At 73.8% G+C, this 18933-nt stretch carries 13 protein-coding genes and 1 pseudogene; 4 read left to right on the forward strand and 10 right to left on the reverse strand.

The genetic code is table 11. The features are described 5' to 3' along the window. Positions 1-687 precede the first annotated feature (687 nt). The gene (locus ACQRUO_RS32140) at positions 688-2106 is read right to left on the reverse strand and encodes a class-II fumarase/aspartase family protein (protein WP_428319650.1); all 1419 of its coding nucleotides are present in this window, start codon (positions 2104-2106) and stop codon (positions 688-690) included. Positions 2107-2311: 205 nt separating this feature from the next. Here ACQRUO_RS32140 and ACQRUO_RS32145 point away from each other — a divergent pair. Further along, positions 2312-3288 (forward strand): annotated as a pseudogene (locus ACQRUO_RS32145) (RNA-guided endonuclease TnpB family protein). Between the two features lie 32 nt (positions 3289-3320). Here ACQRUO_RS32145 and ACQRUO_RS32150 read toward each other — a convergent pair. The 5 genes from ACQRUO_RS32150 to ACQRUO_RS32170 form a co-directional block, all read right to left on the reverse strand. After that, positions 3321-5297 carry an FAD/NAD(P)-binding protein gene (locus ACQRUO_RS32150; RefSeq protein WP_428319651.1) on the reverse strand — a complete coding sequence of 659 codons (1977 nt, stop codon included), beginning with the start codon at positions 5295-5297 and terminating at the stop codon, positions 3321-3323. Beyond that, the gene (locus ACQRUO_RS32155) at positions 5294-6487 is read right to left on the reverse strand and encodes an FAD-dependent monooxygenase (RefSeq protein WP_428319652.1); all 1194 of its coding nucleotides are present in this window, start codon (positions 6485-6487) and stop codon (positions 5294-5296) included. The genes ACQRUO_RS32150 and ACQRUO_RS32155 overlap by 4 nt, the downstream gene beginning before the upstream one ends. 19 nt (positions 6488-6506) lie before the next feature. After that, on the reverse strand, positions 6507-8087 hold the full coding sequence (locus tag ACQRUO_RS32160; protein WP_428319653.1) for a class I adenylate-forming enzyme family protein: 1581 nt from the start codon (positions 8085-8087) through the stop codon (positions 6507-6509). A gap of 31 nt (positions 8088-8118) precedes the next feature. After that, a complete protein-coding gene (locus tag ACQRUO_RS32165; RefSeq protein ID WP_428319654.1) occupies positions 8119-8721 on the reverse strand; it encodes an SRPBCC family protein in 603 nt (200 codons plus the stop codon). Positions 8722-8836: 115 nt separating this feature from the next. Further along, positions 8837-9460: a TetR/AcrR family transcriptional regulator gene (locus ACQRUO_RS32170; RefSeq protein WP_428319655.1), complete on the reverse strand. Its 624-nt coding sequence runs from the start codon at positions 9458-9460 to the stop codon at positions 8837-8839. A gap of 143 nt (positions 9461-9603) precedes the next feature. On the opposite strand from ACQRUO_RS32170, the gene ACQRUO_RS32175 reads away from it, so the two are divergent. From ACQRUO_RS32175 to ACQRUO_RS32185, 3 genes are all read left to right on the forward strand, one after another. Then, a complete protein-coding gene (locus ACQRUO_RS32175) occupies positions 9604-9984 on the forward strand; it encodes a VOC family protein (protein ID WP_428319656.1) in 381 nt (126 codons plus the stop codon). 135 nt (positions 9985-10119) lie between these two features. Next, a complete protein-coding gene (locus ACQRUO_RS32180) occupies positions 10120-11475 on the forward strand; it encodes an FAD-binding oxidoreductase (RefSeq protein WP_428319657.1) in 1356 nt (451 codons plus the stop codon). Positions 11476-11639: 164 nt separating this feature from the next. Beyond that, a complete protein-coding gene (locus ACQRUO_RS32185; RefSeq protein WP_428319658.1) occupies positions 11640-12776 on the forward strand; it encodes an oxygenase MpaB family protein in 1137 nt (378 codons plus the stop codon). A 34-nt stretch (positions 12777-12810) separates the two neighbouring features. Here ACQRUO_RS32185 and ACQRUO_RS32190 read toward each other — a convergent pair whose 3' ends face one another. The 4 genes from ACQRUO_RS32190 to ACQRUO_RS32205 form a co-directional block, all read right to left on the reverse strand. Beyond that, complete coding sequence (locus tag ACQRUO_RS32190; protein WP_428319659.1) at positions 12811-14484, reverse strand: FAD-binding oxidoreductase; 1674 nt, start codon at positions 14482-14484, stop codon at positions 12811-12813. 169 nt (positions 14485-14653) lie between these two features. Next, positions 14654-16402, reverse strand: a complete 1749-nt coding sequence (locus tag ACQRUO_RS32195; RefSeq protein WP_428319660.1) for a serine/threonine-protein kinase — start codon at positions 16400-16402, stop codon at positions 14654-14656. A gap of 68 nt (positions 16403-16470) precedes the next feature. After that, positions 16471-17223, reverse strand: coding sequence for a tetratricopeptide repeat protein (locus ACQRUO_RS32200; protein ID WP_428319661.1), 753 nt, complete (start codon positions 17221-17223; stop codon positions 16471-16473). A 28-nt stretch (positions 17224-17251) separates the two neighbouring features. Beyond that, a partial coding sequence (locus tag ACQRUO_RS32205) for a condensation domain-containing protein (RefSeq protein WP_428319662.1) occupies positions 17252-18933 on the reverse strand: 1682 nt, incomplete at its 5' end.

The raw sequence follows: 18933 nt of genomic DNA on the forward strand, positions 1-18933 counted from the left end.
CCTTCTGGGAGCGGCTTGTCGGTCCCAGAAGGTCGGCCCGGCCTGGGAGGTCAGGCTGAAGGCCGGGCGCCCGCCGGGCGGGCAGAGCGGCAGGCTGGGCGGGCGCCCGCCGTGCGAGCCGGGCGTCAGACCGGGCCGGGCGTCAGACCGGGCCGGGCGTCAGACCGGGCCGGGCGTCAGACCGGGCCGGGCGTCAGACCGGGCCGGGCGTCAGACCGGGCCGGGCGTCAGACCGGGCCGGGCGTCAGACCGGCCCCGGGAGGCCTGCCCGGGGCGGGCGTCGGGCCAGGCCGGGAAGGTCGGGCGGGGCACGATGCAGGCAGGGCGGGCCAGCGAGGTCGGGCTGCCGGCAGGACAAGCAGCAGGCCGGGCGGCTCAAAGACCAGCCCCCGACCAGTGCGTGACCCGCGAGACACGGAAGCGGTCAGGCCCGTCCCAGAACCGTCACCCCTGCCCCGCCCACCCGCCACCACCCCACCAACGCCAGCAGTCCCCCGGCCTACGGCCAGGGGACTGCTGAGCAAGCGAACGAGCGCGCGCAGAAACCGATTCACCTCACCCGCCCCGCGCCACCACCACACCACCACCACGCAACTCCACGGGACTCCCGCCCCCACCCCCGCGCCCCGCCACCCAGCGCGCAGCAGCGGGGGGCCTTCGCTCCGCGCCCGCCGCGCCCGTGCCCCCTCACGACGAGAGCGCCCGCTCCACCAGGCGTGGGGCGGCGCCCAGATAGCCCGCGGGGTCGCAGAGGGTGGCCAGGTCCGCCTCGTCGAGCAGGCCGGCCAGGTGTGGGGTGCCGGCCAGGACTTCGGCCAGGGTGCGGCCCTCGCGGTCGGCGGTGGCGGAGGCGGCGGTGAGCAGGTCCTTGGCCGCCACCTTGCCGAGTCGGGGGGCCAGCACCGCGGCCACCCGCTCGGAGACGATCTGGCTGCCGGTGAGGGCCAGGTTGGCGCGCATCCGGTCGGGGCGCACCTCCAGCCCCTCCGCCAGTTCGACCGCCGTGTGGGCGGAGCCGCCGACCAGGCGCAGGCACTCGCGCAGCAGCAGCCATTCGGCGTGCCAGGCGCCGCCGGAGCGTTCGTCCTCGGCGAGCAGGCACTGGGTCAGGCCGGCGGCGAGGACCGGGACCTGGAGGGCGGCCGAGCGGAGCAGGGTGGCCAGCACCGGGTTGCGCTTGTGCGGCATCGCCGAGGAGCTGCCCCGGCCGGCCGCACCCGGCTCGGCGACCTCGCCGACCTCGGTGCGGGTGAGCGTCTGCACGTCGATCGCAATCTTGCCGAGCGCGCCGGCGGTGAAGGCCAGCGCGGCGGCCAGGTCGGCGATCGGGGTGCGCAGAGCGTGCCAGGGCAGCACGGGCTGGGCCAGTCCGGTCTCCGCGGCGAACGCGGCGATCAACCGGTCGGGGTAGCCGTCGACAGCGCCCCCGTCCTCGTCAGCACCTCCACCTCCACCCCCAACCCCACCATCCACCCGCGCGTACTCCAGGTACCCCGCCAGCGTCCCCGCCGCCCCGCCGAGCGAGACCGGCAGGCCGCCCTCGAGCAGCCCGGCGATCCGGTCCTCGGCGTCCAGCAGCAACTGGCGCCAGCCGGCCGCCTTCAGCCCGAAGGTGGTCGGCACCGCCTGCAGCGCCAGGGTGCGGCCCGCCATCACGGTGTCCCGGTGCTTCCGGGCCAGTTCGGCCAGCGCCCGCTCGGTGCGGGCCAGGTCGTCGCGGATCAGGCGCAGCGCCCGGGCCGCGACCAGCATCGCGCCGGTGTCGAAGATGTCCTGGCTGGTCGAGCCGCGGTGGACGTACTCGGCCGCGGCGGGGTCGGCGGCCGCCACCGTGCGAGTGAGGGCCGCGACCAGGCCGACCACCGGGTTGGCGGTCTCCCGGGCGGCCAGTGCCAGAGCGCGCGGGTCGAAGGCGTCGACCCGGGCCTTGGCGGTGATCAGCTCGGCGGCCCGCCGGGGCAGAGTGCCGAGCCGGGCCTGGGCCCGGGCGAGTGCGGCCTCGGCGTCGAGCATGGCCTGCAGCCAGGCCCGGTCGTCGACGACCGCCTCGACCGGGGTGCCGGCCCGCACCGGGGAGAGCAGGCCGGCGTCGGTCACCTGACTCATCTGGACTCCTTCGTGGATACCTCGGCCTCAGCCGGGGGTGGGGGTACCTCCCGCTTGCGGGGGGAGAAACGAAACTGTCGCTGAAGGCCCCTGACCCGCCCCCAGAAGGACAGGCGGATGGCCGTTTCGCTGTTCGAGGTGGACCGACGTTCGGATCGGCGATTGGCCGCAGGTGACCATAAGGATGAGTGCTACCGCGTGTTCCATGACAGTCACTCAGGGAACGCGGGCCTTCAAGTACCGCTTCCATCCGACCGATGCGCAGGCGGCTGAGCTGTCGCGTACCAGACGTCGGCCATGCTGACGGCGTGGAAGAAGACCGAGGAACTGGCGTTCCTGGCCGAGGTCTCCTCCGTTCCGCTCCAACAGGCGCTCCGGCACCTGCAAGGGGCGTTCTCCAACTTCTGGCACAGACGGGCGAAGTACCCCCGGTTCAAGTCGAAGAAGAGATCCCACGACAGCGCCGAGTACACCGCCTCCGCGTTCCGCTACCGGGACGGCCGCCTCACGCTGGCCAAGATGACCGAACCGCTGGACATCATGTGGTCCCGGGAACTGCCCGCGGGGAAGATCACCAACCCGAGACACGAATACCGCGACCGGGAACGCCTGGCCAAGGCCCAGCAGGACCTGTCCCGCAAGGCCAAGGGCTCGATCAACCGGGACAAGGCCCGGCGCACGGTCGCGAAGATCCACGCGAGGATCGCCGACCGGCGCCGGGACTTCCTGCACAAGCTCACCACTCGACTCGTCCGCGAAAACCAAACGGTCGTGATCGAGGACCTGACGGTCCGCAACCTGCTCAAGAACCACAAGCTCGCACGCGCGATCAGCGACGCGAGCTGGAGCGAGCTGCGAACCATGCTGGACTACAAATGTGCCTGGTACGGCCGCGACCTGGTCACCATCGACCGGTGGTTCCCCAGCTCCAAGCTGTGCTCGGCCTGCGGAGCCATCCGCGACGCGATGCCCCTGAACGTCCGCGAGTGGACGTGTGGCTGCGGAGCGGTCCACGACCGGGACGTGAACGCGGCGAAGAACATCCTGGCCGCCGGACTGGCGGCAGCAGCCTGTGGAGGCGGCGTAAGACCTCAACGGAGTGCTCCGGGCGGGCGGTCGACGGTGAAGCAGGAAGTCGTCCCACCGCCGCGCTCACGCGCCGCGGCTCAGCCGCGAGGCTGAGGGGAATCCCCCTCCTCAGGAGGGGGAGGAAGTCAAACCAGGACGCCCAGCAGGTCGGTCTCGGCCGGGGTGGGCCGGACGCCGGCGGGGACCTCGGTGAGTTCGGGCAGTGCGAGCACCGCCTGGGCGATGGCGTCCGAGTCGCCGAGGGTCACCGAGTCGACGCCGGGCCGGATGCCGGCCGCCGTGACCCAGTGCACCGACTCGGTCGGGATGCCGTAGGCGAACCGGCGCGGGTGCGCGCGGCCGCGGGCGTCGAGCAGGCGGTAGGGGCGCTCGGTGACGGCCAGGCCGCCGGTCTCGTAGCTGCCGCCGCGCTGCGCCGCGATCCGGTAGGTGGTGCACTGCTCGGTCTCCAGCAGGTGCCGCAGCAGCGGGTCGTCGGTGCGGCGCAGGTCCGGCTCGGGCAGCCGGGCCTCGATAAGCACGGTGGCCCGGACCGCCGGGCCGGGGACCTCCCGGGAGGCGGCGACGAAGGCCGGCTGCTCGGTGTCGATCCGGATCTCGGTCGCGGGGCCGGTGAGCTCCAGCACCCCGGCCTCCATCAGCGCGATCATCTGCTCGATCCGGGTCGCCGGCGGCCCGATCGACAGGAAGGCGTTGAGCGGGGTGTACCAGCCCTCGAGGTCGTCGCGGTGCGAGTCGCCGTCCAGGCCGCCGTGGTCGACCGCGAGCCGGATCTCGTTGCGCAGGTCGCGCAGTACGTCCAGGGCCGTCTTCAGCGGGCCGCTGAGGTTGCCGGCGCGGGCCTCCTTGACGTCCTGCGCCAGGTAGTCGAGCAGCCAGCGGCGGAAGTCGTCGCGGTCGGCGAAGGTCCGGTCCCCGTACGGGCGGGAGAGCCGCTCCCAGTCCCAGCGGAGCTCGGCCGGGATCCGGTACTCGGTCAGCAGCGCGTCGAGCTCGGCGCCCTCGTCGGCCGCCAGGTAGCGCTCGGTGAGCGCCTCGCGCTCGGCGCCGCGGCCCGACTGCTCCAGCAGGGCGGAGTAGTAGACGCTCTCCACCTCGCGGGCGACCAGCGGCCACAGGTCGGCGCCGAAGCTGACCGGCTCGCCGGTCGCGGTGCGCTCGCGCAGCGCGGCGATCAGGTCGGCGGTGAGCAGCTTGGGGAAGTACCGCCCGTAGGCGCCCTTCTCGTTGTCGCCGCGGGCGTGGTACGGGATGCCGCGCCGGGAGCTGGCGTGCAGCTTGGGCTCCAGCCCGGAGGGCCGGTAGACCAGCCGCTCTCCCTCGCGGACGAAGACGCCGCCGCGGCCGAGCGTGAACAGCGCCATGTGGTCGAAGAAGTTCAGGCCCAGGCCGCGCAGCAGCACGTTCTGGCCGGGCTCGATCGCGCTGATGTCCAGGTCGGCGGGGTTGGCCGGGGTGTAGTAGCTGAGGTGGTGGATCCGGGCCAGGCTGGCGGTCTTGGCCTCGCGGGCGGTGAGCCTGGCCGGCACGTGGCCCTGGGCCATCACGATGGCGTCCAGCCGGTTGAGCCGGGTGCCGTCCTCCAGCCGGATGCCCTGCGGGCCGCCGGGTGCGCCGTGGGTGTCCGCCATCGCGACGGCGCGGGAGCGGTGCACCTGGACGGTGACCTGCTCGGGGGCGCCGGCCACCACGCGCCGGAAGCTGTCGTACAGGTAGCAGCCGTAGAACGCGCGGGTGGGGTAGGTGTTCGGGCCCAGCTCGCGGGCCTCGGCCAGGGTCTGGTCGTCGACGCTGCCGGCCGGCTGGTCCGCCAGGCCCTTGGCCCACTCGAACAGGGTGGGGCCGGGCTCGATCGGGCCCTCGACCCGGACGCTGTCGTCGGTGAAGACGGTGATCTGCGAGGCCACCGTGTTCATCAGCAGGTGGCGGGACTGGTCGGTGCGCCAGACCTGGCCGGCGCCGGGCGCGTTGGGGTCCACCACGTGCACCGTCACCGGGCGCGGGTCGGCGGAGCCGCGCGCGATGGCGCAGATCCGCTCCAGCACCGAGAGCCCGCGCGGGCCGGCACCGATGATGCAGACCTCGAACTGGCTGGTCGTCACTTCTGCTCTCCGTTCAGACCGAAGCTGCGGACGCCGTGCATCCAGGCCACCTCGTCGTGTAGTTGGTCGGCCGAGAGGGCGGAGAGCATCGCGTTGCGGTCCGCGGCGGCCTGGCCGCGGGGGTGCCACAGCTTGATGCTCTCGCGCGCGGCGAGCTGGACCTTGGCGGTCCGCTCGCGGCGCTCGGCGTTGTACTTCTCGAAGCGCTGCGGGAGTTCGTCGGCCGAGCAGTCCAGCAGCTCGCCGATCAGCACCGCGTCCTCCAGCGCCTGGCAGGCGCCCTGGGCCGCGTAGTGCAGCATGGGGTGCGCGGCGTCGCCGAGCAGGGTGACCCGCCCGTCGCACCAGTCGGCGACCGGGTCGCGGTCGACCAGCACCCAGGACTTCCAGTCCTCGCCCAGCTCCAGCAGCTTGTGCGCGTCCTCGCCGAGCCCGGCGAACTCGGCCCGCACGGCGTCCTTCCCGACCGCCACGCCGGCCAGCGCCTCGGTGGCGTGGTTGTCGCTGCTGGCCGCCAGGTTGAGGTAGGCGCCGCCGGCGATCGGGTAGTGGACAAAGTGGCAGCCCGGGCCGGCCCACCAGGTCACCGAGGTGGTCATCCGCAGCTCCGGCGGCACCTGGTCCATCGGGAGGATGGCCCGGTAGACGGTGATGCCGGAGATCCGCGGCGCACCGTCGCCGACCAGCTGCCGGCGGATCGCGGAGTTGATGCCGTCCGCGCCGATCAGCGCGTCCCCGGTGATCCGCTCCCCGCTCTCCAGCAGTAGGGTGGCGGTGCCGCCGTCCTGCTCGTACCCGACGGCGGTGCAGCTGCCGCGCAGCTCGACGCCCTCGGTGGCCAGGCAGGCCCGGAGCAGCAGGGTGTGCAGCTCGGCGCGGTGCACCACCACGTAGGGGTTGCCGAACCGGCGCTGGTACTGCTCGGTGAGCGGCAGGCTCACCACGTGCTCCCCGCTGACCCCGTCCATGAAGCGCAGCTCGCGCATGTGCACGGCGGACTCGCGCACGGCGTCGCCCAGGCCGAGCTGCTCCAGCGCGTGGATCCCGTTCGGGGCGATCTGGATCCCGGCCCCGATCTCGGCGAACTCCGGCGCGCGCTCCAGCACCACGGCCCGGTGCCCCTGCCGGGCCACGGCCAGGGCCGCGGCGAGGCCGCCGATCCCGCCGCCGACGATGACAATCTTCGACATCCTGCTCTCCCCCGTTCGGTCAGCTCGCGGCGTGCGCCGGAGCGGCCGCGGCGAGCAGCCGGACCAGCTCGAGCCGCTTGATCTTGGTGGTGGCGGTCTGCGGCAGGTCCTGCTGGCGCCAGAGCACCGGCTCCGCCATCGCCGGCAGTCCGGCCACCGCGCGCTGCCAGGTCTGCGGGTCGAACGGCTGGTCGTCCTTGGTGCAGATCACCGGCACGGCCCGGCCCTCCGCGTCCGGCACGATGATGACCTCGGTCAGCTCGGGCAGCCGGGCGAACAGCGTGTCCTCGACGGCCAGCGTGGAGCCGAAGCCCTCGATCAGGTCGACCTCGCGGTCCAGCAGGTGCACGCAGCCCCACTTGGTGCGGTAGCCGACGTCGCCCATCCGCCACCAGCCGTCGGTGACCTGCTGGTCGTAGCGCTCCTGCTCGCCCAGGTAGGTGACGATCCGGCCGTCGCTGCGCACCTCGATGAAGCCGGGGTTGGTCTCGGACGGCGGGTTGCCGTCCCGGCTGACCACCCGGACCTCGGTGAAGCCGGGGAACGGCACGCCCACGCAGCGCCCGTCGGCGTCCGCCCCGCGGCGCTTGGAGAAGGACCGGACGACGGCCGGGCCGATCTCGCTCTGCCCGTACAGCTGGCCGAAGACCGGCGCGGTGCGCTCGGTGGCCGCCAGCATCCGCTGCACGGTGCGCGGGTGGATGGCGTCGAAGGTGCTGCTGAACAGCTTGACGTTGGCCAGCGGCTTGCGCGGGTCGTCGGCCAGCTCCTCCCAGGCCATGAAGGAGTTGGGGTGCGCCTCCAGGATGCCGGGGCGCAGCTGCGCGAAGAGGTCCGCGACGTGGGCCGGGTCGGACTCGCGCAGCACCAGGATCGGGAAGCCGCGCAGCAGCGAGATGGCGAGCGCGGTGAAGAGGCGCGAGTGCACGAAGGAGACGTGGATCGCGATGGTCTCGCGGCCGGGGACCAGCGGCGCCACCACGGTGGCCTGCGGCCGGTAACGGGCTTGCAGGGTGCGCCCGGTGTGCACGGCCAGCTTGGGGGTGCCGGTGGTGCCCGAGGTGTGGGTGATCAGGGTGGGGTGGTCGGCCGGCATGGTGACGGCGGGCACCCGGGGCGAGCCGGCCAGCGCGGCGAGCTCGGTGGCGCCCTGGTACGTGCCCGAGGCCAGCAGCACCCGCTCGGCGAACTCGAAGACCTCGCCCGGAAGTTCCTGCTCCAGCTTGACCTGGTCGGTGAGCAGGTAGGGCTCGTCGGTGCGGCGGATCAGCTCCGCCACGGTCTCGCCGTCGAGCTTCGGCGACAGCAGCACCGGGACGGCGCCGACCCGGGCCGTGGCGCAGGCGAGCAGGGTGATGTCGAAGCCGTCGGACTTGTAGATCACCACGCGCTGGCCGGGCCGGACCTTGGCGGCCCAGAGCCGGGCGGCCAGGTCGTCGATCAGGTCCGCGACCTCGGCGATGGTCGCCCGGCGGCCCAGGGCCGGGGCGACGTCGAGGTCGTGGTCCAGGATGAGGACGTTCGACCCGTGCCGGGCGGCCGCCCGCTCGAAAAGCGTCCCCAGACGGATTCCGCGATTTCCTATGCGCTGCAGAAACACTTCGCTGACCTCTCCTCAGGAAAACCGGCGATCAGTTCTTCTCGATGACGGACTGGATGCGCGCGAGCGTTTTCCCGAGGTCCTCGGAGAGCTTCTCGCCCCATTCGGCGAAGAACTTCTGCCGCGCCGCCTCGTCCATCTCGGCGGTGATGCCGCGGATGCCCTCGGTGGCGGTTCCCATGCGGAAGTGGTGCACCAGCGTGCTGCCCTGCTCGGCGGCCTGGACGTCGAAGCCCCAGACACTGTCCTGGGCGCGGCCGCCCGAGTCCTGCATGGCCCAGCGGAAGGTGCGGCCCGGCTCGGCGGCCACCACCTCGGCGTGGGTGGTCCAGCTGCCGCGGACCACGGGGGCCCAGGCGACGACGGACTCGGCCCGCAGGTTCTCGCCGCGGAAGACCGCGCCGACGGTGGCCGGCGTGCCGACGACCCATTCGCCGCCCTGGCACTCCGGGCTCCACTCGCCGCTGCGCGGCAGGTCGCTGATCACGGAATAGACGACGGCCGGATCGGCTGCGACCGGAATTTCTGCCCGCACCTCGAAGAGCGGCGCAATCTCAGTAGTGTGTTCGCCCATGGCGGGAATCCTGGCGAGCGGCGCCGGAGCCGGGCAACGGGCGATTTCCGGGTCCGTCAAGTCCGCCGGGCGAGCTGACACACTCCCCCGCGGGCCGCCGGGGCCATGGCCTGTCCGGGGGCCCGCGCGGCGGCCCGTCGACGGGCCCGGGTCGACCTGAGTCGGGTCGAGCGGTTCAGTCGTTCGCGACGGCCCCCGGGCGGTAGAGGCGCAGGAAGGTGCGGACCCCGTCGGTGACGATCGCCTCGACCTGCGGCCGGCCGAGCGGGATCGCGCCGTAGAACGAGGGCAGCGTGATGCTGATGAAGGTCAGCAGGTTGAAGTGGGCGGCGGCACGGTCCGGGTCGGCCACCTCGAGCAGCCCGAGGTCGGCGAACTCGGCGAATCTGCGCATGAGTTCGCGGTGGGTCTCGCGCGGCCCGGCCTCCTGCCAGGCCTCCAGCACGGCCGGTTGGATCCGCGGCGCCTCGGCCTCGATGGTGCGCACCAGGGCCCAGTGGTCGCTGAAGGTCTCCAGCGAGCCGACCCGGGCCAGCGCGAAGGCGATCAGGTCCGCCTCCAGGTCCACGATCTTGTGCAGGTGGTGGTCGGCGATCGCCGCCTGCGCGGTGGTCACCTCGGTGGCGCCGGCCAGCGCGACCTCCTGGAACAGCTGCTCCTTGTCGGTGAAGTGGTTGTAGATGGTCCGCTTGGACACGCCGGCCTCGGCCGCGATGGTGTCCACGCTGGTCCGGGTGTAGCCCTCCCGCCCGAACACCGCACGGGCGGCGCGGACGATAGCCTTGCGCTTCTCAGGCATGCCCCGGTGGGCGGTGGCGGCTCCCGGTCGGACGGCCGTCGACATCTCTGGTCTCCCCTGGTCGATTTTGCACTACAACGTGTAGTGTAACCAGTGCAGTCCCGCCACCACCAGCCTTCGCAGCAGCGGAAGGGGAGGAACCCATGGCCATCCAGCTGAACCACACCATCCTCGCGGCCAAGGACCCGCGGGAGACCGCGGACTTCTTCACCCGGGTCTTCGGCCTCGCCGAACCGGAGAACTACGGCCCCTTCCTGGTCCTGCAGTTGAGCAACGCCGTCTCCCTCGACGTGCTCCGCGAGGACGGCCCGATCACCCCGCAGCACTACGCCTTCCTGGTCGGCGAGAGCGAGTTCGACGAGATATTCGGCCGGCTGACCGAGCGCGGGGAGCAGTACTGGGCGGACCCGTTCCACCGGGAGCCCGGCCGGATCAACCACTGGTACGGCGGCCGCGGGGTCTACTTCCTCGACCCGAGCGGGCACAAGCTGGAGATCATGACCAAGCCGTACGAGATCGGCTGAGGCCTGAGGCCCGGTCTGGGGCCTGGGGTCCACGCCACCGGGTGACGTCGCGTCGAGGTGACACCCTCCCCCAAGGTGACAGACCATCACCCCCGTGCTCGCCCCACCGCCACCTCCGCCCCTACCGTCGAGCGCATGATCGGGATCTCGGGGCCGGTGTTCCGGCCGGGCGACGACGGCTACGACGGCGAGCGACTGGGCTACAACCTGGCCCTCGACCAGCGGCCGGCCCTGGTGGTCGGCGCACGTGCCGCCGCGGACGTGGCGGCCGCCGTGCGGCACGCGGCCGGCGCGGGTCTGGGCGTCGCCGTCCAGGCCACCGGCCACGGCATCTCGGCGCCCACCGACGGCCACCTGGTGGTCGACACCTCGCGGATGCGCGGCGTCACGGTCGACCCGGTGCGCCGCACCGTGCTGGTCGAGGCCGGCGTCCGCTGGCACGAGGTGCTCGGCGCGGTCGCCCCGCACGGTCTGGCTCCGCTGAGCGGCTCCAACCCGGAGGTCGGCGTCGTCGGCTACACCCTGGGCGGCGGGATCGGCCTGCTCGGCCGCCGCTACGGCTACGCGGCCGACCGGGTGCGCCGGATGACGGTGGTCACCGCCGACGGGCAGCTGCGCGAGGTCTCCGCCGAGCGCGAGCCCGACCTGTTCTGGGGCCTGCGCGGCGGCAAGGACAACCTCGGCATCGTGGTCGCCATGGAGCTCGACCTGGTGCCGGTGGCCCGGATCTTCGGCGGCGGGCTCTACTTCCCCGGGGAGTCCGCCGCCGAGGTCCTGCACGCCTACGCCGCGTGGACCGAGACCGTGCCCGAGGAGATGTCCTCCTCGATCCAGCTGATCCAGTACCCCGAACTCCCGGTCCTCCCCGAGCCGTTGCGCGGCCGCTTCGTCGCGCACGTGCGGATCGCCTGGTGCGGCGCCACCGCGGCGGCCGAGCCGTGGGTGCGCCCGCTGCGCGCGCTCGGCCCGACCCTGCTGGACACCCTGCGCGAGATGCCGGTCACCGAGACCGGCTCGATCCACCACGAGCCGCCGATGCCGGTGGCCGCCTACGACCGCAACACCGCGCTGCGCGAGCTGGCCCCCGGCGCCGTGGACACGCTGCTCGAACTGGCCGGCCCGCAGGCCGAGGCACCCGTCATCCTGGAGATCCGCCACCACGGCGGCGCCTACGCCCGGATGCCCGAGGTCCCCAACGCGGTCGGCGGCCGCGACGCGGCCTTCATGGTCTTCTCCACCTTCATCATGCCGCCCGCCACCCTGCCGGACCTGCGCGAGGTGCACGCCACCCTGCACGACAAGATCGCCCCCTGGGGCACCGGCGGCTCCTTCGTGAACTTCCTCGGCATCGACGACGCCACCCCCGACCGGGTCCGCGCCTGCTACGCCCCCGCGGACTACCGCCGCCTCGCCGCCCTCAAGGCGAGCTACGACCCGGCCAACCTCTTCCGGGTCAACTACAACATCCCGCCGGCGGGCGCGGCGAGCTGACGCCCCGTCCGGGTGAATCCCCTGACGTGTGAACGAGTGGGATCACTCGATCGGATCTTCTCGACCGCTCCCGGCCCCACGGCCGGGCCGCGTGCGGCCATCGTGTCGGTGACGGAGATCGGCCCGGCACGGGCCGATCCGCGCCGAGCGAGCGGAGTGGCTGCATGGAGAACCCGACGTCGACCCTGCCCGACCTGCGGGCCGAGGGCGACCCGATGGCGGACCGGGTGGTCGGCGAACTGTTGGACTCGGGCGAACTCGACCACGCCAACCAGGTGCTGCACGGCCTGCGCCACAACGACCAGCTGGTCCCGGAGGACCTGCCGGACGTGCTCCGCACCTTCCTGCTGGAGACCCACCCGCTGCCGGCCTGGGTGGACCACGACCGGGTCGCCCGGGTGCACGCGTTCTTCCGGCACGACGGGGTGCACGCCGTCTCCGCCCTCTCGCTGGCCGGCCTGGTCGGCTGCTACGCGGTACCGGTCGGCGCGAAGCTGCTGCGCACCACGCACCGGCTGGACCACCCGCACCGGCGGCTCTCCGAGACCACCCAGTTCATGCTCCACCTGATGGCCGAGGACGCGCTGGGACCGCACGGCGACCTCATCCCGACGATCCAGAAGGTCCGGCTGATCCACGCCGCGGTCCGGCAGTTGGTGCTCCGGGACGGTCACTGGGACGTCGAGCAGGACGGCGTCCCGATCTGCCAGGACGACCTGCTCGGCGCCACCCTGATCTTCTCGGTCACCGTGCTGGACGGCATGGACCGGATGGGCGTGCACTGCCCGCCGGACGTGGCCGAGGACTACTACTACGTGTGGCGGGTGGTCGGCGTCCTGCTCGGCCTGCGGGCGGACGTGATCCCGGAGACCCTGGCCGAGGGCCGGCAGCTGTGGCAGACCATGGCCCTGCGCTACCAGGGCCCCTCCTCCGACGGGGTCGAACTCACCGGCGCCCTGCTGGACTTCTACCACGACCTCACCCCGCTCGGCGCCCGCGGCGCCGTCCCGGCCATGCTCCGCCGGATGATCGGCCCGCAGGTCGCCGACTGGATGGCGGTGCCCGCCGGCCACTGGGAGAAGGCGATCGCCCACGCCGTCAAGGTCGAGGAACGGCTGCACGACGCCGAGGAACACCACCGCCTGGCCCGCCGGGTCCTGGACCAGGTCGGCCGCGTCCTGCTCAAGGCCGAGGCCCGCCGGATCACCCACGGCCAGAGCACCGAGTTCGACATCCCCGCCACCCTCTGCCCCGTCACCACCCCCGACCTCCCCCCGGCCCGGGACGGCCACACCGGGTGACCCTCGTCCACGGGATCGGCCCCAGGGTGTCTGCTCAGGAGAGCGGGATGCCCTGGGGGAAGCGGAACAGGCCGGTGGGGTCGTAGGTCTGCTTGACCTGGCGCAGGCGGGGTAGGTTGGCGCCGTAGTAGGCCTGCTGCCAGTCGGTCAGGTGCGGGTCGGCGTAGTTCTGGTACGCCTCGCCGCTCGCGTACGGGCGCATGGTGGACCAGACGTCCTGCAGCCAGGCCTGTGACTGGTCCACTGCGGGGCCCGAACCGGCGCCCGGGGACGGGTAGTTGGCGATGTACTGGGCGAGGAAGAGCCCGTTGCGGTGGACGAAAGCGGTGTCCGTCGCGCCGACCCGGTTGATCGCGCCGCCCAGGGAGTCGAAGGCGACCGCGGCGCTGCCGCCCTGCGGCGCCGTCCGGGCGTACCGGCCCACGGCCGCGACCAGGGCGGCGGCGCCGGTCGGGTCGATCGGTCGGGTGTAGAAGTCCGAGCGGGCGGCGTAGGACTCCCGGGTGAGCTTGCCCTGCGGGGAGTGGCCGGGCAGGGTGCCCGGCAGGTGGGCGGCGGGGACCGACCAGCCGGCCACCCCGCCCATCACCTCCATGGTGGCGAAGTAGGCGGCGGAGTGCAGCCCCGCCGACTGCGGGCGCACCCCCAGCTGGTCCACCAGGTTCGCCAACTCGCCCTGCGGGCCCAGGTAGTTGGCCGTGCTGCTGACCGTGAGCCGGCCGTCCGGCCAGGCCTGCAGGTGCAGGTCGGCCCAGAGCTGGTCCGACGCGTTCGGCGCCCACTGCTGCCAGGCGGCGATCACCGCGGCCGCCTGCGACCAGGGCCAGGAGAGGAAGGCGTAGGCGCAGTCCACCGCCGGGTGGGTGCGCAGCGAGAGCGAGGTGACCACGCCGAAGTTGCCTCCACCGGCGCCCTGCAGTGCCCAGAGCAGATCGGCGTCGCTGTCGGCGGAGACCTGGCGGACCCGGCCGTCGGCGGTGACGACCTCCGCACCGGTCAGGCTGTCGCAGGTCAGCCCGTAGGCCCGGCCGGTCACCCCGACCCCGCCGCCGAGCGCGAGCCCGGCCACGCCCACGCTCGGGCAGGAGCCGGCCGGCACGGTGAGCTGCTGGGCCGCGAGCCCGTCGTACACGTCGATCAGCCGGGCACCGGCGCCGACCGTCGCGGTGCCGCCGGCGGCCGACACGCCGTTCAGTCGGCCCACGTCGAGCACCAGGCCCGGACCGCCGGACCAACCGGCGTAGCTGTGCCCGCCGCTGCGCGGCACGATCGGCACCCCGTAGCGACGGGCGAAGGCCAGGCAGGTGGCGGCGTCCTGGGCAGCGGCCAGGTAGGCGACCGCGGCCGGCCGCTGGGTGTCGAACTGCGGCTGGTAGAGCCGGCTCGCCTCGGCGTAGGCGGCGTCACCGGGGCGGACCAGGGTGCCCTGGAGGTCCTTGGCGAGCGCGGCCCAGTCGGCGGGGCCGGCAGGGCCGGCAGGGCCGGCGGTCGCACCGGACGGGGTGGGGGTCGGGGCGGGAGTACCGGAGGGGGTGACGGTCGGGGTGCCCGCGGAGGGCCCGGCGGTGCCGGACGGGGAGGCGGAGCCGGAGCGGCCCGAGCCGCACCCGGCCACCGCAGCCACCGCGGCGCCGCCCACGGCGAGCCGCAGCGCGGCCCGGCGGGAGAGCCGGGTGGCGGCGGGCGAGGAGGTGGAGCTGTCGGTCATGGTCACGCTGCCTTCGCGGGTGGCGGCCCGGGTGCGCCGGCCCGGTGCCGGTTCCGACCCTCGCATGCCGCGCGGCCGCCGTCACCTCGATGACACTCCAGCTGGCCGTGCCGGTTCCCGCGGGCCGGGCCGCCGGGGCGCCGCGCCGCCCCCGACCGCCGGCGCCCGGTCAGGAGCCGAAGGCGATCGTCCGGATCACGTTGCCCTTCGTGTCGACCTGGAGGTAGCCGCTGCCGTAGCCGTTGTCCAGGTAGAGGCGGATGCTCGGCTGGTCGTTGCCGAAGACGTCGGGGCCGATGATCAGGTAGTGGTCGGTCGGGTTGGGCACGTTCAGGGTGGCCGCGGCCTTCTGCCACAGCTGCGGGAGCAGGTCCCAGTCGAAGTTCTGGAGGTCGACCAGCTTCATGTCCGGGGTCACCTCGCTGCCCTGCCGGCGGGTGGGCTCGCTGTTGACGGCGTAGTCCACGTCGTCGTACTCCGTCGTGGTGCCGGCCACCGGTACCTGGGCGTTCGCGCTGGTCTCGTGCACGTCCAGCTCGTAGACCTGGGTGCCGCCCATGGTCGAGCGCATGGTGGCGATGGTGGCGCGGACCCCGGCGGGGGTGGTCAGGTCCTGCACGGCGGCGGTGGACGGCGACGCGGCCGCCTTCGCCCCGGTGCCGCCGGCGCCGCCGCTCGCCCCGGCAGTCCCGGCCGTGCCGGCGCCCGCGGTGGGCAGCCCGGCCGGGAGCGTGACGGGTGCCGTGGTCGCCGGGGTGCCGGAGGACGAGGTGGAGTTGAACCGGCCGGGCATCATCACGAAGCTGTAGGTGCCGATCACCCCGATCATCGCCAGCCCGAACACGGTGATCCCGGTCCGCCAGCGCCGCAGGTAGCGCAGGTCCTCCGGGCTCTTCCCAGGTGGCAGCACCCCGCCGTGCCCGTGCCCGTGTCCGTGCGTGGGCCCGCGGTCCTGCACGGCCACCGTCGGCTGCGGCATCGAGGTGATCACCACCGTCGGCGCGGGCACCGTTGCCGGCGTGACCACCACGGTCGGGATCGGCTGCCCGCCCACCGGCGCCGCCGGCGCCCCGTACTCGGCCTCGTAGCCCGCCTGGGCGAGCGCCCGGTCGAGCTGCTCGGCGGTCGGGCGGAGCGCCGGGTCCTTGACCAACAGGGCGTCGAGCACCGGGCCGAGCGGGCCGGCCTGGCGCGCGGGCGGCAGCGGCTCGTCGAGCATCGCGGCGAGCGTGGCGATCACCGAGGTGCGGCGCAGCGGGTGCTGCCCCTCGACGGCGACGTACAGCGTCATGCCGAGCGACCACAGGTCGGAGGACGGGTTGCCCTCCTCGCCGCGGATCCGCTCGGGTGCCATGAACTCGGGCGAGCCGATCAGCGCGCCGGTGCTGGTCAGCGCGGTGGCACCGGAGACCGCGGCGATGCCGAAGTCGGTGAGCACCGGGGTGCCGTCGGGGCGGAGCAGCACGTTGCCGGGCTTGACGTCCCGGTGGTGGATGCCGACGGCGTGCGCGGCGCGCAGCGCGGCGAGCACCCCGCGCCCGATCCGGACCGCCTCCGCCACCCCGAGCGGCCCCCGGGCGAGCCGGTCGGCCAGGCTGCCGCCGGTCACCAACTCCATGACCAGCCACGGGTTCTCGTAGTCGGGGCGGTCGACGATGTGGTGGATGACCGCCACGTTCGGGTGCTGCAGCCGGGCCAGCGCCCGGGCCTCGCGCAGCACCCGTTCGTGGATCTCCCGGGCCAGCGCCGGGTCGGCCGCCGTCTCGGGGTCGGCCGGGCGGACCTCCTTGAGCGCGACCTCGCGCTGCAGCGCGGTGTCCAGGGCACGCCAGACCAGGCCCATGCCCCCGCCGCCGAGGCGTTGCAGGAGTTCGAAGCGGCCGTCGATGAGCCGCGGATCCGGCCCCCCAGTAGTCATGCGCGCCATCGTAGGGGTCCGGACCGACGCCGCTGACCAGTGGAGCGAGCGCGGGGGCCGACCCGGTGTCAGCCGAACAGGTGGAACCAGCGGCGCTTCGAGAGCGCCTCCAACCGGCGCCCGGCGGACCGCACGTGCACGAGCAGATCCTCGTCACCCGAGTTTCCATACCGATTGATCACATCTTCGTAAACGGCGATCGCCTCCTTGCGCCGCTTCAGCTCCTCCAGCGAGAGGCCGGAGGCGAACAGCGCCATCGCGGTCAGCTCGTGCATCTTGGGCTCGCTCGCCGTGCCGGTCCGGCGCGCCGCCTCCTGGTAGCACTCCAGCGCCTCCCGGTGGCGGTTCAGCCCCGCCAGCTGGCTGCCCTTGCCGTAGATCGACATCGCGACCCGCTCCCGGACCAGGTAGGGGGTGGCCGTACCGAACCGCTGGATCAGCTCGTCGTGCAGGGCGATCCCCTGCTCCGGACCCTGCAGCCGGCCCATCACGATCGCCTTGTGGTTCATCGCGACCGCCAGCTGCCCGTCCAGGTCCGGATCACCGGTGTTGTGGTCGGCGAAGCGGGTTATCAGGTCGTCCAGCACCACCGCCCGCGGCTGGTCGCCCGACTGCTGCCCGACCAGCCAGGAGGTGCCGTTCAACGCGGCGGCCACCTTGACCTGGACCCGCGGGTCCGGCACCTGGCCGAACCGGCGGATCAGGTCGTCGTAGGCGCGCAGCGCCTCCGTGTGCTGACCGCGGCTCTCCAGCGCGAAACCGGCGTCGAACAGCGCCGCGGCCTCGGTCCGCACCGCGGGGTCATGGACATGGTCGACCACGTTCGGGTCCTCTTCTCTCCAAGGGCCCTCACGACCTGACGACCCGTTCGGGGGAAGTATGGCGAGCCGCCCTGACACCGGGTGCCGCCGGGTGCCCGGCCAGCGCCGCGAGGAACGCCTCGCGGAACTCCTCCGGGGGCACCGGGCCCGTCACCTCGACCAGGTACCCGCCCGCCGCCTCCGGCCGGACCTCGACCACCAGTTCGGCCAGCCCCTCGCCGGCGGGCGGGATCCGCACCGGCGCGACCTGCGCACCCGGCAGCCGCAAGGGGGCGTCCGGGGCGTCCTGGTAGGCGAACAACGCCTGATAGAGCGGGCTGCGCCCGGTGCGCCGGGGGTTGACCAGGCGCACCACCTCCGCCAGCGGGACGTCCTGGGCGGCCAGCGCGGCCGTGGCCGCCTCGCGGGTGCGGTCGACCAGTTCGGCCCAGCTGCTGCCCGCGGGCGCCGCCACCCGGACGCAGACGGTGTTCACCAGGCAGCCGATCGCCGCCTCCAGCAGCTCGCCCGAGCGTTGGGCGACCGGGATGCCGATGCCGAAGTCGTGCTGCTCGGTGAGCTGCCGCAGGGCCGTCGCGGTGGCGGCCAGCAGCAGGGTGGACGGGGTGCCGCCGTGCTGCCGGGCCAGCTCGCGCACCGCCGCACCGCGCTCGCCGTCGAGCGCGAACCGCCAGGCGTCCGCCACCACCGGTGCCACCGCCGGGGCCGGCAGGGGCAGTTCGGGGATGCCGCGCAGGGTCCGCTGCCAGTGCTCGCGCTGGGCCGTCAGGTCGGCCACCTCGGCGTTGGCCGCGGTGGCGGCGGCGAGCTGCCGCAGGGTCGGGGCCGCCGGCAGCCGGTCCGAGCGGCCCTCGGTGCGGGCCGCGTAGCCCGCCGCCAGCTCGCGGACCAGGACGGGCTCGGAGTGCCCGTCGAAGGCGAGGTGGTGGAAGGCCAGGCCGAACAGCACGGTCGGCGTCCCCGCGACCGGCACGGTGACGGCCCGCCAGACCTCGCCCGCCTCCGGAGCGAGCGGCCGCAGCAGCCGTTCGCGCAGCAGCTCGACCGCGGACCGTTCGCCCTCGACCGGGGCGAGCCGTTCGACGGCGGCGCACTGCGGCAGCTCGGACACCGGGAAGGGCACCGCGACCGGGCGGGCCTCGCGGCCCCGGCCGGTCAGCTCGTAGCGGGAGCGCAGCGCCTCGTGCCGGGCCACCACGTCCAGCAGGGCCGCCGCCAGCGCGTCCTGGTCCAGCCGGCCGGTGATCCGCCAGGCCAGCGGGCAGAGCGCCGAGAGGTCGGCGGGGTCCATCGCCTGGCGGGTCCAGAACGAGGTCTGGAGCTCGTTGAGCGGGACGGGACCGGACGCCGCCGGGCCGGACTCCACCGGGCCGGACGCCGCCACCTCGGCCGACGCCCCCTCGCCCGCCGCCGCCCCCCGCGCCCCCTGCTGCGCCTCGATCCAGCGGGCCAGCGCGCGGGCGGTGGGCTGCCGCATGGCGACCGAGACCGGCACCGGCACGCCGGTCGCCCCGGACAGCCGGGTACAGACCGCGCCCAGCTGCAGCGAGCTGCCGCCGAGGTCGAAGAACCCGGCCTCCAGCGGCACCGTCGGGTACCCGAGCACCGCGGCGAAGACCGCGGCGACCCGCTCCTCGAACGCGTCCCCGGGCGCCCGCTCCGCGCCCTTCCCCGACCCCCCTCCCCCCCTCTCTTCCCCCCCTCCCCCCC

This window comes from Kitasatospora sp. LaBMicrA B282 (assembly GCF_050325825.1).
Lineage (GTDB): Bacteria > Actinomycetota > Actinomycetes > Streptomycetales > Streptomycetaceae > Kitasatospora.